At 45.8% G+C, this 17,018-nt stretch carries 15 protein-coding genes; 9 read left to right on the top strand and 6 right to left on the bottom strand.

Going from position 1 to position 17,018, the window contains the following annotated elements:
• Nucleotides 1-29 precede the first annotated feature (29 nt).
• The 6 genes from L1271_RS03640 to asnA all read right to left on the bottom strand — a co-directional run bounded on the left by L1271_RS03640 (nt 30) and on the right by asnA (nt 6,405).
• Nucleotides 30-620 (bottom strand): biliverdin-producing heme oxygenase, encoded by a 591-nt coding sequence (locus L1271_RS03640; RefSeq protein ID WP_235366772.1) that lies wholly within the window; start codon nt 618-620, stop codon nt 30-32.
• A gap of 105 nt (nt 621-725) precedes the next feature.
• On the bottom strand, nt 726-1,118 hold the full coding sequence (locus L1271_RS03635) for a RidA family protein (RefSeq protein WP_010374286.1): 393 nt from the start codon (nt 1,116-1,118) through the stop codon (nt 726-728).
• A 10-nt stretch (nt 1,119-1,128) separates the two neighbouring features.
• Nucleotides 1,129-3,231, bottom strand: a complete 2,103-nt coding sequence (gene spoT / locus L1271_RS03630; protein WP_010605866.1) for a bifunctional GTP diphosphokinase/guanosine-3',5'-bis pyrophosphate 3'-pyrophosphohydrolase — start codon at nt 3,229-3,231, stop codon at nt 1,129-1,131.
• Nucleotides 3,232-3,480: 249 nt separating this feature from the next.
• A complete protein-coding gene (rpoZ, locus tag L1271_RS03625; protein WP_010374289.1) occupies nt 3,481-3,756 on the bottom strand; it encodes a DNA-directed RNA polymerase subunit omega in 276 nt (91 codons plus the stop codon).
• 102 nt (nt 3,757-3,858) lie between these two features.
• Nucleotides 3,859-4,482, bottom strand: coding sequence for a guanylate kinase (gene gmk, locus L1271_RS03620; protein WP_010605867.1), 624 nt, complete (start codon nt 4,480-4,482; stop codon nt 3,859-3,861).
• A 927-nt stretch (nt 4,483-5,409) separates the two neighbouring features.
• Complete coding sequence (gene asnA, locus L1271_RS03615) at nt 5,410-6,405, bottom strand: aspartate--ammonia ligase (protein WP_010374293.1); 996 nt, start codon at nt 6,403-6,405, stop codon at nt 5,410-5,412.
• A 161-nt stretch (nt 6,406-6,566) separates the two neighbouring features.
• Between asnA and asnC the strand changes: the two genes are divergently transcribed.
• The 9 genes from asnC to L1271_RS03570 all read left to right on the top strand — a co-directional run bounded on the left by asnC (nt 6,567) and on the right by L1271_RS03570 (nt 16,893).
• Nucleotides 6,567-7,025 carry a transcriptional regulator AsnC gene (asnC, locus tag L1271_RS03610; RefSeq protein ID WP_010374296.1) on the top strand — a complete coding sequence of 153 codons (459 nt, stop codon included), beginning with the start codon at nt 6,567-6,569 and terminating at the stop codon, nt 7,023-7,025.
• 50 nt (nt 7,026-7,075) lie between these two features.
• Nucleotides 7,076-7,774, top strand: coding sequence for a tRNA (guanosine(18)-2'-O)-methyltransferase TrmH (trmH, locus tag L1271_RS03605; RefSeq protein ID WP_010605868.1), 699 nt, complete (start codon nt 7,076-7,078; stop codon nt 7,772-7,774).
• Nucleotides 7,775-7,802: 28 nt separating this feature from the next.
• Nucleotides 7,803-9,890: an ATP-dependent DNA helicase RecG gene (gene recG, locus L1271_RS03600; RefSeq protein WP_235366771.1), complete on the top strand. Its 2,088-nt coding sequence runs from the start codon at nt 7,803-7,805 to the stop codon at nt 9,888-9,890.
• Between the two features lie 255 nt (nt 9,891-10,145).
• Complete coding sequence (locus L1271_RS03595; protein WP_235366770.1) at nt 10,146-10,808, top strand: alpha/beta hydrolase; 663 nt, start codon at nt 10,146-10,148, stop codon at nt 10,806-10,808.
• 200 nt (nt 10,809-11,008) lie between these two features.
• Nucleotides 11,009-11,734, top strand: coding sequence for a TetR/AcrR family transcriptional regulator (locus L1271_RS03590; RefSeq protein ID WP_010605871.1), 726 nt, complete (start codon nt 11,009-11,011; stop codon nt 11,732-11,734).
• Between the two features lie 15 nt (nt 11,735-11,749).
• Nucleotides 11,750-12,850 carry an efflux RND transporter periplasmic adaptor subunit gene (locus L1271_RS03585; RefSeq protein ID WP_235366769.1) on the top strand — a complete coding sequence of 367 codons (1,101 nt, stop codon included), beginning with the start codon at nt 11,750-11,752 and terminating at the stop codon, nt 12,848-12,850.
• Nucleotides 12,850-15,957 carry an efflux RND transporter permease subunit gene (locus tag L1271_RS03580; protein WP_235366768.1) on the top strand — a complete coding sequence of 1,036 codons (3,108 nt, stop codon included), beginning with the start codon at nt 12,850-12,852 and terminating at the stop codon, nt 15,955-15,957. Before L1271_RS03585 ends, L1271_RS03580 begins: the two co-directional genes overlap by 1 nt.
• Before the next feature lie 171 nt (nt 15,958-16,128).
• Entirely contained in the window at nt 16,129-16,548 is a 420-nt protein-coding gene (locus L1271_RS03575; protein WP_235366767.1) for a hypothetical protein, read from the top strand.
• A gap of 123 nt (nt 16,549-16,671) precedes the next feature.
• Nucleotides 16,672-16,893 carry a hypothetical protein gene (locus L1271_RS03570; RefSeq protein WP_010605875.1) on the top strand — a complete coding sequence of 74 codons (222 nt, stop codon included), beginning with the start codon at nt 16,672-16,674 and terminating at the stop codon, nt 16,891-16,893.
• Nucleotides 16,894-17,018 lie beyond the last annotated feature (125 nt).

The raw sequence follows: 17,018 nt of genomic DNA, 5'->3' as shown, positions 1-17,018 counted from the left end.
TATTCTCCGTTCAACTTATACCAATTGTATTAAGTATAGACCTCTGCTTGATACTGCTGAAAACGCATAAAGGCCTGACGAGCGCCGGTGATCAATGCATCTTCTTGCGTACTAGTTAACTCAACCGTATCGATAAATTGAATTAAGTGACGCCACGCACTGCCGCGCCCGGAACCTGGGCCTGCTAAGTAACGCGCACCATGCTCACCTGTGACAGGCAAACGCGCCTGCACTTGACGCCCAAGCATCGCGGCCCCAACCTTAGAGCCTTCAACGACATAAAGCGCTCCCAAAGCAGTCGCAAACTCGGTTGAAGTTGTGATAAACGGCGACAAAGACGGCACAGGTAATGTGTGCTGTAAGTCAGCAAAGTCCTGCTCCAACAACCCAAGCCGTCGGCGCGATTTGAGATCGTCAATATGCATAGAGAGTTCACGGTGATCATATAATGCAGCGACATCGTTAAGAAACAGGTACTGAAGAGTCAAAAACTGGAGATAACGCTCAATGCTGGCGAACGGGTCTTTTGCCATAATGCTGCTATCTATACTGTCATGAAGATCAGCAGTACTTGCTTTTAATTTCAATGCACGGCTAGTAAGTGCGCTGGCTGCGGTCATGGGACTTCCTGTAATGTAAAGCGAGGGGAAAATGAGTGGACTGTGTTGGCTTTTTGAAAAGCCGCTCCAGCGATTGACACTGGAGCGAAGAGATATATCTAACAATTAGTTAGTTGAAGGTAACTCCATAATGCCATCAATCTCAACTTGTGCGCCTTTTGGTAGTTCTTTTACACCAATTGCAGCACGAGCTGGATATGGCTTTCTAAAATACTGAGCCATGATCTCGTTGACCGTTGCAAAGTTACTCAGATCAGTTAGGAAGATATTAACCTTAACCATATCCTGTAACTCGCCACCAGCCTCTTCACATACTGCGATAAGGTTTTTGAACACTTGGTGCGTTTGCTCTGCAAAATCTTCAGAAATAAATTCCATCGTCTCTGGTACCAATGGAATTTGACCAGATAAATAGACCGCAGTACCAACTTTTACCGCTTGGTTGTAAGTGCCAATTGCTGCTGGCGCTTTATCTGTTGAAATAATAGCTTTGTTCATTAATGTTCCTTTATTTTTTACGATACACGCGTTGTACATCTGGCATCACTCGAATTCGGCGCATAATATCAGCGACATGAATTCGGTTTTTCACGGTAATACCTAAATCAATCACGTATAAATTACTTTCTTTTTCGTCCGTTGCGATTTCGACAATATTAGCTTGAGTCGTCGCAACCACATTGGTTAATTTAGCCAACGCACCTTGGTGGTTAATAATTTCCACACGCAGCGCTGCTATATATTCTTTCTCTGGGTTGTCTTCCCACTTCACGACGAAGTACTTCGAACGCTCGTTGCGCCAACCCTTAATATTTTTACATTCTTGGCGGTGAACCATTAGGCCTTTGCCTTGGCTCATATATGCTGTGATAGCATCACCCGGCACAGGACGACAACATTTAGCATAGGTTACCAACATGCCTTCTGTTCCGATTATCGCGGCTTTAGCACGTTTAGCAATATCTTCTACCGCATTATCATCTTGCAGTAAACGCTTCGCTATCAATACACTCATAATATTGCCACAGCCAATCTCAACCAGCAGCTCCAACAAGGTATTGAGGTTATGCTCTTCAAGTACGTTGTCGATTTGCTCTTGAGCAATATCATCTAGCTTATACTCACCCAGTGCCGAGTCGAGTAAACGGCGGCCTAGTTGGATCGCTTCTTCTTCTTGTTGGCTCTTGAGATAATTGCGGATCCCAAGGCGTGCTTTACCCGTTACCACAAAGTTCAGCCAAGTAGCGTTAGGGTGTGCACCTGAGCTAGTAATAACCTCGACCGTTTGGCCGGTATCGAGCGCTTTACTCAAAGGATAAGGCTTACGGTTTACACGAGCACCTACACAGGTATTACCCACATCGGTATGCACGGCATAGGCAAAGTCAACTGCCGTCGCCCCCATTGGTAACTCGACAATACGTCCATCTGGCGTAAAGACGTAAATTTCTTCTGGGAATAATTCGGTTTTAACGTTTTCCACAAATTCAAAAGACGAGCCTGCGCTTTGCTGTAGCTCAAGCAAGCTTTGCATCCACTGACGCGCACGCTGCTGCGCGGTATGGCCGGCATTATCACCTGACTTTTTATACATCCAGTGCGCTGCTACCCCTTTATCCGCCATATGATCCATATCGTGAGTACGAATTTGGATTTCTACCGGAATACCGTGCGGGCCTACCAGCGACGTATGAAGCGACTGATAACCGTTGGTTTTCGGTACGGCAATATAGTCTTTAAAACGAGTTTCAATTGGCTTATATAAATTATGTGCAACGCCTAGCACACGGTAGCAAGTATCTAGGTTGTCGACATTGATCCTAAAGGCGTAAATGTCCATCACCTCGTTAAACATTAACTCTTTATTCAGCATCTTGCGGTAAATACTGTATAAGTGCTTTTCACGGCCTTTTACTGAGCCTTGAATACCCGCTTCTTCCAGTCTAGATTCAATCTCAGACTGAATATTGCTGATCACTTCTTTACGATTACCGCGTGCTTTGGCGACTTCTGAACGTAACGCACGATAGCGCATTGGATATAACGCCTGAAACCCGAGATCTTCTAACTCATTTTTAATATCATGAATACCAAGGCGGTTTGCAATTGGTGCATAAATCTCTAGTGTTTCGCGGGCAATTCGACGGCGCTTGTCAGGACGCAAAGCACCTAGCGTTCGCATATTGTGCGTTCTGTCTGCAAGTTTAATAAGGATGACACGAATATCCTGCGTCATCGCCATGATCATCTTGCGATAGTTTTCGGCTTGGAACTCTTTTTTATCTTTGAAGCTCAGTTTATCGAGCTTTGACACCCCTTCCACCAACTCAGCGACCGTATCGCCAAAGATCTCCGCTAAGTCGTCTTGGCTAAAGTCAGTATCTTCAATAACATCGTGCATAAGCGCAGCCATGAGTGTTTCATGATCAAGCCTCATGCTCGCAAGGATCTGGGTTACTTCTACTGGGTGAGTGATATAGGGCTCACCGCTAGAGCGCGTCTGTCCCTCGTGTGCCTCACGGGCCACGACATAGGCTTTTTGCACCAAATCGACGTCTTCTGGTGACAAATATTCTGAGATTTTCTTTTTGAGGCCTTCAAACAGATACATTCACACTCCAATGTTTCAGAGAAGCTATACTCGGCGAGTATAAAACGGGTTACAAGCTAGTTACTTAAGAATATACGATGAAACACCAGCAATGCCAATGAACAATTTATGCTACTTGTTAGGAAGTTAAAGGCGTTACGCGTTGTGTAATGTGCTGGCGATTTATACCAATTTGCTTAATTTCAATTGCTATAAAACAATAATGCCAGCAAAAAAAGCTGGCATTATTGAATCTAGACAGTGGTTGGATTAGCGATTGCCACCAACGATTGCAGCTACTGCAGCAAGCTCTGCAGCTTCTTGATGCTGCTGCTCTTCACGGTCGATAATATCAAGCGAGTCAGTGGTGACAAAACCTTGCTCAATTTCACGTAGCGCGATTACGGTTGGCTTGTCGTTTTCAGCATCAACCATAGGATCTTTACCGCCTACAGAAATTTGGCGAGCGCGACGCGCTGCTACTAAAATCAAGTCAAAGCGGTTACCAATTTTATCTACTGCATCTTCTACAGTTACGCGAGCCATCGAAGCACTCCAAATTCAGTTCATTATGCAAAAGGCTAGTTTACTGTATGTCTAGCCTTTCGCCAAGTATTGATGGTTAAAAAACCTCAGGTTTAAAAGTAATTATTTTAGCAAGTCGGCGATAAGTGCTTGATGACGGATAGACTGTGCTTGTTGCTCAAGTCTTGCGGCAATAACAATATGTTCAAGCTCACCGCGTGTTTGCTCAAAGTCATCATTGACAAGAATATAGTCAAACTCGTTGTAGTGTGAGCTTTCTGATTTCGCTTCAGCCATGCGACCTGCGATTACTTCTTGAGAGTCTTGACCACGACCATTTAAGCGCTTTTCTAGCTCCGCAGTTGAAGGAGGTAAAATAAAGATGGTCTTTACTTCAGGCATCAACTCACGCACCTGACGCGCACCCTGCCAGTCGATATCTAAAAACACATCAATACCAGCGGCAAGCTGATCTTCTATCGCTTGTTTTGAAGTGCCGTAGTAATTTTCGAATACTTGCGCCCACTCAAAGAAATCGCCTTTATCGATCAGCTGCTTAAATTCATCAACCGAGACAAAATGGTAATGTACGCCGTTTTCTTCGCCTGGACGAGGAGCACGCGTAGTGTGAGACACCGACACTTTAATATCGTCGTGCTTTTCCAATAACGCTTTGATTAAACTTGATTTACCCGCACCAGAAGGCGCAGAAAGGATAAACAGATTACCGCGTGTAGGTGATGTCATAGTCATTCTCAACAATAAGTACCGGCCGAGTAATATTGGTTTACTCAAGTCTGCCGCAGAGCTAAAAGCGGGCATTATACCGAGTAACGTATAAGAATACACTAGGGATGAGAATAAGGAAAAGTCGAGGAATAAATTCAGCGTTGTGAGTAACCCAGAAACCTATCACTGTGCTAAATTTATTCCTCTAAAACAGAATGTTATTTTGCCGTGTAAAGCAGCGCCTACCAAGGTGTCCACCCAGTAGGAGCGAGTTCATCTCGCGATCTCTTCACAGCTCGCCGCGTAAAACATCTCCTACCAAGGCATTCACCCCGCAGGAGCGAATTCACCTCGCGATCTCTTAACCGCTCGCCGCGTAAAGCATCTCCTACCAAGATATTCACCCAGTAGGAGCGAGTTCATCTCGCGCTCTTTTAACTGCTCGCGTGTAAAGCATCTCCTAACAAAATATTCACCCAGTAGGAGCGAGTTCACCTCGCGCTCTTTTAACCGCTCGCCGCGTAAAGCGGCTCCTACCAAGGTATTCACCCAGTAGGAACGAGTTCATCTCGCGATCTTTTCACTGCTCGCCGCGTAAAGCATCTCCTAACAAAATATTCACCCAGTAGGAGCGAGTTCACCTCGCGATCTTTTCACTGCTCGCTGCGTGAAGCATCTCCTACCAAGGTATTCACCCCGTAAGAACGAGTTCACCTCGCGATCTTTTAACCGCTCGCCGCGTAAAGCGGCTCCTACCAAGGTATTCACCCAGTAGGAACGAGTTCATCTCGCGATCTTTTCACTGCTCGCCGCGTAAAGCATCTCCTAACAAAATATTCACCCAGTAGGAGCGAGTTCACCTCGCGATCTTTTAACTGCTCGCCGCGTAAAGCGGCTCCTACCAAGGTATTCACCCCGTAAGAACGAGTTCACCTCGCGATCTATTTAAAGCAAATCAGCTACGCTGCTACGTACTTCTTCAGGCCATACCCCAACTTGTACCTGACCAATATGCTGCTTTTGCAACAGCAACATCACTAAACGCGATTGGCCAATACCACCTCCTATGGTTTGTGGTAATTCACCCGCAACTAACTGTTGGTGCCAATCTAAGCTCAAGCGTGCTTCGTCATCGGTTAATTTAAGCTGTCTTGCAAGCGAATCAGGGCAAACACGAATGCCCATTGACGAGATCTCAAATGCGTCTTCTAGTACTGGGTTCCACACCAAAATATCACCGTTAAGCCCTTGGTATTTGTCGCACGTTGGCGTTGACCAGTCGTCATAATCCGGCGCGCGAACGTCATGAATCTTACCATCACCAAGCTCACCACCAATGCCAATTAAAAATACCGCGCCATATTCTTGGGCAATCGCTTTTTCACGTTGCTTGGCAGTAAAATCTGGATACATAGTGCGTAATTCTTCGCTGTGCACAAACGTAATTTTCTCAGGAAGGAATGCCGCAATGCCAAACTCATCCTCAACCACTTTTTCCGTTGCTTTAATTGAGCGATAAAGGGTTTCTACCGTTTCTTTTAGTTTTGCCAGCGAACGCTCACTGTTTTCGCAAATCACCTTTTCCCAGTCCCACTGATCCACATAGACAGAATGGATTGGCGATAGCTTATCTTCGTCTGGACGTAGCGCTTTCATGTGCGTATAGAGGCCTTCGCCTTTAGCAAAACCATAATCGCCTAGTGTTTTACGCTTCCACTTAGCAAGTGAATGCACTACCTCAAACTGCGCATCCGGTAGCGTTTTCACTTTTACCTGTACCGCCTGCTCGTGGCCACTTAGGTTGTCTTGAATACCGTCGCCCAAACGCGCCAAAATAGGCGCTTGTACTTCAACTAAACCCAATTGCTCGGTTAGCTGTGCTGAAAATACTTGTTTTACTCGTGCTATCTGTTTTTGTGTCTCTTGATACTTGCTCAACATGGTTAGGTCCTCATTCCCGAATTTGTCGTTTTGTTGAGTCTATATTTAAAGAAACCGACACAAACATCAATAACCCGCAACAAAAACACCTTTACGTAATTATTTTCATCAAAAATATGCTATAAATTTTATATAAACGATAATTGTTAATGGATATTTACATGGAAAATTATGAGATCGACAATCTGGATAGATCCATCCTTCACGCTTTAAAAGAAAATGCACGAACGCCCTACGCGGAATTAGCAAAAAGATTTGCTGTTAGCGCCGGTACCATCCATGTTCGGGTCGAAAAAATGAAGCAAGCGGGGATCATTGAAGGGACTCAAGTGAGCATTAATGCCAAACGACTTGGTTATGATGTCTGCTGTTTTATCGGAATAAACTTAAAACACGCTGGCGACTACCCAGGAGCCATCGCACGTTTAAAGGAATTTGAAGAAGTTGTTGAAGCCTACTACACCACGGGCAATTACAGCATTTTTATCAAAGTGATGGCGCGCTCCATCGACCACCTTCAAGATGTGCTTATTAATAAAGTGCAGACCATTGAGTCAATCCAGTCAACCGAAACACTAATCTCACTGCAAAACCCAATTCAGCGCACCGTTATGCCCTAGCTTCTTTTTTGTTATAATCGCGGGAATTTTTTGATTAGAGTAGTAAGTAGATGGCTGAGAATAGATTCCATCGTGTAAAAAGCGTATTAGATAGACGCCAAACCGACCTCACAGTGTGCCTAGATGAAGTGCATAAGCACCATAATCTGTCAGCGATAGTACGTACCGCCGACGCGGTTGGCTGTCACCACGTACACGCAGTATGGCCACAAGATCAAAGACGGTTAACAAACAATACCTCAGGCGGCAGCAAAAATTGGGTTGAAACCCATATGCATGAGGATATAGACCAAGCTGTTGCGACAATTCGTGAACAAAACCCAGGTGTACAATTATTAGCAACCAACCTTAGCGATAGCGCCGTTGATTTTCGTGAAATTGATTACACCAAACCTACCGCAATTATTGTCGGGCAAGAGCGTTTAGGGATCTCAGAGCGCGCACTTGAGCATGCGGATCAGCACATCGTGATCCCAATGCAAGGTATGGTGCAATCACTCAATGTGTCTGTTGCTGCAGCGCTTATTTTATACGAAGCGCAGCGCCAAAGAGATGCAGCAGGACTGTACAAACGTACAGATATGATGGATCCTGTGGTAAAACATAAGTTACTATTTGAAGGATGTCATCCAATCATTGCAACCCGCTGTCGCGAAAAAGGGCTACCTTACCCGGCACTTGATGAGCACGGTGAAATCGTTGCAGACGACGCTTTTTGGGACATTCTTAAGTTTACGCAGAAGAAATAAATAACGCGGATCACGCTAGAGGATTAGCATGTCGACACCAAATTTGGCCACTTATCCAATCACCGAATTAAAAGGCGTAGGCCCAAAAGCGGCCGAGCGTTTGGCCAAACTTGGCATTCAATCGGTGCAAGACATGTTATTTCACCTTCCGCTACGCTACGAAGATCGTGCGCGCACCTATCCTATCTGCGAGCTGCAAGCGCATAGCCATGTCAGTATTGAAGCCGAGATTGAACGCAGCGAAATCACGCAAGGCAAACGCCGCATGTTGGTGTGTTATGTTAATGATGGGACGGGGCGGATCGCGCTGCGCTTTTTCAACTTTAATGCAGCACAAAAAAATGCCATGCAAGCGGGCAAAGTGATCCGCTGTTTTGGTGAAGTTCGCCGTGGTCACTATGGCTTTGAAATGGCGCATCCAGAATACAGCATCAAAGAGACGCGCTCTGCACCGAGCGATCCGAGCCTTGCGACGCTTACCCCAGTTTATCCTACCACCGAAGGATTAAAGCAACTGAGCATTCGGGCAATTGCCGATCAAGCCGTTGAGTTACTACGCAAATATGATGTACCAGACTATTTACCAGCTCAATATCGACCATCGCAGCAAAGCCTAAAAGAAGCGCTGTTATTACTGCACCGTCCACCACAGGAAGTGGATTTAGCACAATTAGAGCTCGGGCAACATCCTGCACAGGCACGATTGGCGTTTGAAGAGTTATTGGCGCAAAACCTCAGCTTGCTTAAGCTAAGACAAAAAGGTCAAGCGGTAAAAGCGGTTGCACTACCGCCCACCAACCCACTTGAAGCTCAGTTTTTGTCATCCTTGCCATTTGCCCCCACCAATGCCCAAAGCCGAGTAGTGGCAGAGATCAAAGGCGATTTACAACATCCCTACCCCATGATGCGATTGGTACAAGGGGATGTTGGCTCAGGAAAAACGCTTGTGGCAGCGCTTAGTGCGTTAACGGCTATCGCGCAGGGTTATCAAGTAGCATTGATGGCACCCACTGAGATACTATCTGAGCAACACGGCATCAACTTCCTTAATTGGTTTGAACCTATGGGCATAGAAACCGTATGGCTGGGTGGTAAAACCAAAGGTAAGGAACGCACTCATGCGCTTGAGCGTATTGCTTCAGGACAAGCACAGATGGTGGTCGGCACCCATGCTTTGTTCCAAGAGCAAGTACAGTTTTCTAACCTTGCGCTTATCATTATCGACGAGCAACATCGTTTTGGCGTGCATCAGCGCCTAGCGCTGAGAGAAAAGGGAAAGTTTGGCGATTGCTATCCGCATCAGTTAGTGATGACCGCAACCCCAATCCCGAGAACCTTGGCAATGACGGCCTATGCAGATCTTGAAACCTCAATCATCGACGAGCTACCACCGGGCAGAACACCAATCACAACCGTCGCCGTGCCAGACACCAGACGCAATGAAGTGATCAAAAAAGTACAAAAGGCCTGTGTTGAAGATAAGCGCCAAGTTTACTGGGTATGTACGCTGATAGATGAGTCGGAGGCGTTACAATGCCAAGCCGCAGAAGACACCGCAAAAGCACTTGCCGAAGCCTTGCCAGAACTTAATATTGCGCTGGTACATGGTCGCATGAAAGCCCAAGAAAAGCAGACCATCATGGACCAATTTAAACAAGGTCATACCCATGTGCTGGTTGCAACTACCGTGATTGAAGTGGGCGTGGATGTACCCAACGCTAGCCTTATCATTATTGAAAACCCTGAGCGTTTGGGTCTGGCGCAGCTTCACCAATTGCGCGGCCGTGTTGGTCGCGGACAAATCGCATCACATTGTTTACTGCTTTACCATGCACCACTGTCGGTCACTGCGCAAAAGCGTTTGGGGGTGCTGAGAGAAAGTAACGACGGATTTGTCATCGCCGAGCGCGACCTTGAGATCCGCGGCCCCGGTGAAGTGCTTGGTACAAAACAAACTGGATTGGCGGAGCTAAAAATTGCCGATCTTAGCCGTGATAAACATTTATTACCGCAAGTGAGAAGCCTCGCTTTTACCGTGCTAAAAAACCACAGCGATATTGTTGACCCTATCATCTGGCGCTGGATGGGTGATAAGAGCGAACTAGCCATGGCGTAAGCCTGAAGCGCCAAATGATATAGAGATCGCGAGGTGAACTCGCTCCCACAAAATAACCCTGCTCCCATAAAATAAGCCATTCTGGTAGGAGCCGCTTCATGCGGCGAGCAATTAAAAGATCGCGAGGTGAACTCGCTCCCACAAAATAAACTCGTTCTCACAACTCTCTCATACAAAATAACCCATCGCGCTACGCTTGCTTCTTTTATCAAAGCTTGGCTACCATCTCTCTACATCAACTAAAAAAACTCAAAAATGAATCGTTTACTACGTGCTGTATGCACCTCATTTGCTGCTTGCATGGCGTCGATCGCCTCAGCAAAAGCAGTTTATCCAGATATACCTGAGCAGATTAATCCATCTGCCAAATATGTTTTTTACTCTCATGGCTATATCGTCGAAGGTGATAATGAAACGCCTATTCATAAGCGCTGGGGTAAATATGACTTTCCAGCCATCAAACAGGCATTAAGTGATGATGCCTATACGCTAATTGCTGAGCATCGCCCTAAAGGCGTCGCACCAGAAGCGTATACAAAAACCTTGGTTAGCAAGGTTCACAAGTTACTGGACGCGGGCGTCAGCGCCAACAACATTACACTCGTGGGGTTTTCTCGCGGTGGCGCGTTAACGATAATGGCAAGTGATGCATTAAAAAATGATGCCATTCACTACGTGGTACTAGCAGGCTGCGCTGGGCTTATCAAAAGTAAAACCGAGATTAAACTCTACGGCAAGGTGTTGTCGGTTTACGAAACCTCAGATCAAGTAGGTTCTTGCGATTTTGTGAAAGCACGCTCTGCAAACCTCAAAAGCTTTACAGAGCTTTCGATTTCAACCGGTAAGGAACACGGCGCTTTTTATCTCCCGAGAGACGAGTGGTTAAAGCCAGTTAAAAGCTGGATTTTAAATCACTAAATAACCTGAGGTTTGGTTAATTAGCGTGGCGTTCTTTCAGAGGAACGCCGTACAGCGCATTCATTCTACTCCCTTTGATATCTTTAAATCGCATTTTCAAGCAAGCCCCCTGATTACTTATTGCACTTTTAAAAATGCTCTCTATAATTGAACCTTATTCGAATAACATTCGAATAAGGTTCAAACTCTAAGGAGAAACGATGGCACCGGCACCTAAATATGATAAAGAAACCCAGCAACGCATGATTTTAAACGCTGCGGAACAATGCATTAATGAGTCTTCAGTCACTGACTTTACAATGGCAAAGGTCTCTTTGCTTGCAGGATTGTCTATGGGCTCAATCTATAAATTTGTGCAGACTAAAGAAGACCTAGTAATGGCGCTGGCCTATGAGTCTTTTACCCATACATCCAGTGTTTTTAAGCAAGTGTTGTCGTTACCACTTAGCACGCCAGAACGCATGCTCGCGGTGTGTCTTATCTCGCCACAAAAGCTAAAACGCTTCTCTTTTGATTATGAATTGCAGTCCTACTCTACCAATGAGGCGGTGATTAAAAGGGCTTCTGAGTTTTGGACCAATAAAATTATCGAATCCTGTGGTGGCTGTGAAAACGTGTTTAAACAAGCGCTAATTGATGGCATTGAAGCAGGTGAGTTGCAAGCTACACCAGATCTACACGACATGATAGAAGAAATTATCATCACCGGCTGGGCGCTTACCGTGGGATATGAGCAAGTACTGCGCTTGCAACAAACTAAGCAAATTGTTGAGGGCACAGCTTCATTGCTCGCACCACTTGAGCTTAATGATCCTGTTATTCGCAGCACGGTGAGGCTACTTAACAGTTATCCATGGCAACAACCTATCACTCAAGATTCTCTGGTACGCATAGAGAAAGAATTGCAAGCGCTCGAGCTTCGTTAACTTAAGGAAATCACAATGAACATCAAACGTTGGCTTATGGCCGTTGTCATCATTCTCATCGTTATTACCAGCCTTGGTTTTGTGAAGTTTACACAAATCCAAGCAGCAATCGCCTTCGGGGAGTCTTTTCCGGAGCCTTCGGCTTCGGTAAAAAGCACGTATGTATCAACCACTGAGCATATTAAATCGGTTAAGGTTGTAGGTCAGCTCCATGCCAAGCGCACCGTCACCATTAGTAACGAGTATCCTGGTCTTATCACTTACGTCGGTTTTAAACCCGGTGAACAAGTGGAAGCGAACCAAATATTGTTGCGCTTAGATAGCAGCATTGATGAGGCAAATCTATTAGCGGCTAAAGCTCGAGTAAAGCTTGCTAAATCAACCTATCAACGGGTTGCCAAATTACTAGAACAAAAGCGGATCAGCCCAGATGAGGTGGACAAAGCCGAAGCCGAGGTGGCAATTAATCAGGCAGACGTAAAACGACTAACCACATTAATCGAGAAAAAAACCATTCGTGCACCTTACCCGGGTCAAACGGGGTTAGAACAATATCAAGTTGGTCAATTACTTGATGCCAATAGCGAAATCACTTTCTTGGTTGGGTTAGAGGACAGCATTTGGGTGGATTTCAAAATTCCACAAACCTTACCACAACCTAATATAGGCGAAGACGTTAGCGTGGCAATTTCTAATGCTAGCGGCCAAATGCCTGCTCGCGTATCAGCCAAAATGCCAATGGTCGATGTCGCATCGCGTCAACAAAGTTATCGTGCTGAGCTACAAAACAGCAATGGCACACTCAGCCACAATCAAATGGTGTTAGTCAATGTACCAACCGAGATTGTGAACGCCGCAGTTGTGCCAACCAATGCGATTACGCGCAATCACTTTGGCGAGTTTGTTTATGTACTTGAAAAAGACGACAGCCAAAACTGGCGGGCAAAACCGGTAAAAATCACATTAGGCGATAAGGTCAACGATCAGCAACTTGTGCTATCAGGCCTTAGCGGTGGTGAATTTATTGCTGCTGAAGGCGCATTTAAGCTACAAGAAAACTTACTGGTTTATACCGATCAGATTGCCGCTGTTGATGGCAATAACGGAGGCCAGTAATGAGCGCATTACACGAAAATAAGCCGTCTATCATGGATATTTTTGTTAACCGGCCGGTACTGGCGATCGTGGTGTCATTGCTTATTGTACTAGCGGGTTTTAATGCCGCCCGAGATATATCGGTTCAGCAATATCCAAAAATAGAAAGTGCCTCACTGGTGATCAACACTGTCTATACGGGCGCTGCCGCAGACGTTGTAAAAGGCTATGTTACCGAGCCTATCGAGCGAGTGGCCTCTACCGTTCCGGGTGTAGACTATGTAGACTCGATAACTACCTCGGGACTTAGCAAAGTCACCGCTTGGCTTGAGCTTAATCACAGTACCACCGACGCCTTGGCTGAGCTGACCACCCGATTAAACCAGATCAAGTTTGAGTTACCCAGCGGAGCGGAAGATCCAGCCATTCAAATCGTACGTGCCGACAGCCCATATGCGGTATTCTATCTCGATGTAGAATCTCAAGGTCTGCCACGTAATAACGTGAGCGATTATTTGATCCGTAATGTTGTCCCTTCAATGTCTGATATTCCCGGTGTCCAAAAAGTGACACTGGAAGGTGGCCGCGATCCAGCAATGCGAGTTTGGCTCGATACCGAAAAGCTCGCTATCTATGGCGTAAGTGCTAGCGATGTATTTACCGCGCTACAAGCAAACAACACCATTGCCACCTTAGGTTACAGTGAAAATAACAGACAACGCATCGACCTGATGGCCAATACCTCGTTAAAAACGGTAGCTGATTTTAACAACCTAGTGGTAAAAGAAATCGATGGCACGCAACTCAAGCTCGGTAACATCGCCACGGTAGAACTCGGTGAAGCCGAGGGCATGGTAACCGCACGCCTTGATGACCACGATACCGTATTCTTAGCGGTGTGGGCATTACCAGGTGCCAATGAAATCGATATTGGTGACGCGCTGTATAAAAAGATTGATGAGATAAATACCATCTTACCCGACGGCATGCATCTAAGAATTGGCTACGATGGCACGCTTTATATGCGTGATTCCATAAAAGAAATCTTCACCACGCTTGGGGAAACCGTCCTACTTGTGGGGATTGTTGTACTCGCGATGATGGGCTCGTTTAGAACCGCCATGGTGCCGCTGGTTACCATTCCTATCTCGATTTTAGGCGCAATCGCGGTGATCTCAGCAATGGGCTTTTCGCTCAACTTACTGACTATTTTGGCTATCGTACTTTCTGTTGGGTTAGTGGTGGATGATGCCATAGTGGTAGTTGAAAACGTTGCGCGTCATATGCGCGAAGGCAAACCCAGATTACAAGCCGCGCTTATCAGTTCACGTCAATTACTCGTCCCAATAATTGCCATGACGCTGACCCTTGCAGCGGTCTACGCGCCAATCGGATTTTTAACAGGTTTAACGGGGTTCTTATTCCGAGAGTTCGCGTTCACCCTAGCCATTGCGGTATTAATTTCTGGACTGGTTGCTATTACCTTATCGCCCATCATGAGTGCTTACGTTAATCCCGAAGGCGGTAAAGAAGGTAAATTAACGCAAAAGGTCAATGGCTATTTTGATCGATTACAAACGTTCTATTTTCGTGCACTCGATACCTTGTTTAAGTGGCGTCCACAGGTCTTTTTTGTCGCTATCGTGTTCTCTTTATTGTCGGTGCCGTTTTACCTGTTATCACAAAAGGAGCTAGCGCCCATCGAAGATCAAAGCAGTATCCAAGTCGTAGTGGAAGCTCCACCTGAGTCTTCTCAAGCTTATACTTCAGCGAAAATGAATGACACTGCCGAGGTCATGAACGCCACTGAAGGCGCTGAGTTTACTTGGCAGATTATTACGGCAGCAGCGGGTTTTGGCGGTGTAGAGCTTGCACCATTTGATGAGCGAGAAAACTCAGTACACGACTTGCTATACGATCTATACGGCCGGTTAGGCAGCGTGACTGGGCTAAGTTTATTCCCTATTCTACCGGCATCGCTTCCTACCGCAGGGCAGTTTGACGTTGAAGTAGTATTCCGTGCCAGTGACGATCCAACCGCGATGAAGCAGTACGCCGATGAGATTATTCAACGGGCAACCGCCAGTGGCAGCTTTATGTTCGTCAATACCGACCTAAAAATTGACCTGCCGCAAGCCGAGCTTGAAATCGACCGAGAGCTAGTTGCTGACTTAGGTCTAAACTTGTCGTCGGTAAACGAGCAACTTAGCATTTATATGTCGAATAATTTTGCCAACTACTTCAACAAAGAAGGCAAAGCCTACCGCGTCATTCCCATTGTCGGCGATGGCGAAAGGTACAATCCTGAGAACATTCTTAATATGCAAGTAAGAACGGATGCTGGCGATCTTATTCCGATTTCAGCGTTTGCTACCTTGCGCACCTTTACAAGCCCTAGAGTGCTTGGCTCATTCAATCAGCAAAACTCGTTTAGAATATTGGCAGGCACACTGCCACACATTACCAAAGAGCAAGCGCTCACACAGGTTGAAGAAATTGCAGCAGAGGTCTTACCTAGTCACTACTCCATTGACTACGCTGGTGAATCAAGACAGCTAAGAAAAGAAGGCAACACCATGGTTGGCGTACTCCTGTTTGCCATGATAGTGGTGTTTTTCTTGCTGACGATCCAGTTCAACAGCTTTAGAGATCCGCTCGTGGTACTACTCGGCTGCGCACCTTTGGCACTCGCAGGTGCATTGATGCTACCGTTTTTATCACTCACGACCGTCAACATTTACAGCCAAATCGGCCTAATTACGCTTATCGGTTTAATAGCCAAAAATGGCATCTTGATTGTTGAATTTGCGAACCATTTACAGCTTGAAGGTAAATCGAAATTTGAGGCGGTAAAAGGGGCTGCGGCCACACGTCTAAGACCCATACTGATGACCACAGGTGCAACCGTGCTTGGTCACTTCCCGTTGGTATTGGTAACCGGTGCAGGCGCAGAAGCGCGCAACAGCATAGGTATTATCTTAGTCGCAGGCATGCTCATCGGTACTTTCTTCACTTTGATTGTCTTACCGCTGCTTTATGAAAAGCTAGCCAGCGATCACCGTGGCGAAGCCGAAACCATTGAAACCTATCCTGAAGCACCGTTAGTAGGCAAAGTCAGTATGACGTGATAACTGGCTAATAACCAAAAGGACACTAAGTGCCATGCTTAGTCGCTCCTGAAACAAATTTACAAACTGTCCGATGAGAATAGGCTGGCCATGTGGGGCGAAAGCCCATATTGGCCAATACTTTTGTGGAACACAGCTTTTTACCCATGAGCTGCCTTGCTGCCCAGTTAAATGACACGCTTTCGAAAGCGATTTGACGAAGATGGGGCTGAGTCGATGTTGTCGTTACCTGTTGATACTGGTCTTAAAAGTAATACCATTAAGCCTTCAAACTTGCGAGAAGTACTCGTAGACAGTACAACCATGGAGAAAAATGTTACCCATTCAAAAGGTTGTAAACTACTAGAAAAATACTGCGATAAACTGGCTGGTTTCGCTAAGCGGGCCGAGCGACTGTTAAAGCAAGAAAAAACGAGTAAAAACAAACTCTATAGCCAACATGAACCGAGTGTTGAATATATCGCCAAGGGAAAAAGCGCAAGGCCGTATGAGTTTGGTGTCAAAGAGAGTGCCGCAACGACATTGAAAGAGCAATTTGTAGTGTACTCTCATATGATACACAGTAATCCCTATGATAGTGACGCGTTATAGAACACGTTGAGCATAGTGGAAAATGTCAAAGATGAGCGACCTTAAAACTGTTTTTTAGATAGACGTTGGCGCGGGCACTTTACAGCACGTTATGATGTGTATATTGCTGGGCAATAACGGAAAATGGTGCAGAGCATTAAGAAAAAGCTCAGGCGACGCAATGCGATAGAGCCAATCTTCGGGCACATGAAACAGGACGGTCACTTAGGTCTTAACCGTTTGAAAGGAAAGCTGGGTGATAGGCTTAATGCAGTGCTTGCAGGCGTAGGCCAAAACTGCCGTACAATTCTAGCCCAACAGCTGCTTTTTTATGCTTTGATTTCATATCAGTTATTAGCAGCATGAAGCACTGTGCGATAACAGAGCTTTCAATACAGATAATACTCAGTCCAAACTGATTTAGTTCAGCAAGCTGAGTATTAATACGTCATTATTCAGAATCGACTAGATGAACAGGCCGAAGCGCTAGT

The sequence above is a fragment of the Pseudoalteromonas sp. OF5H-5 genome (genome assembly GCF_021530695.1).
In the GTDB taxonomy this organism is placed as follows: domain Bacteria; phylum Pseudomonadota; class Gammaproteobacteria; order Enterobacterales; family Alteromonadaceae; genus Pseudoalteromonas.
The sequence above is the reverse complement of the archived record's forward strand: the minus strand, read 5'-3'. Positions and strand labels throughout refer to the sequence as shown.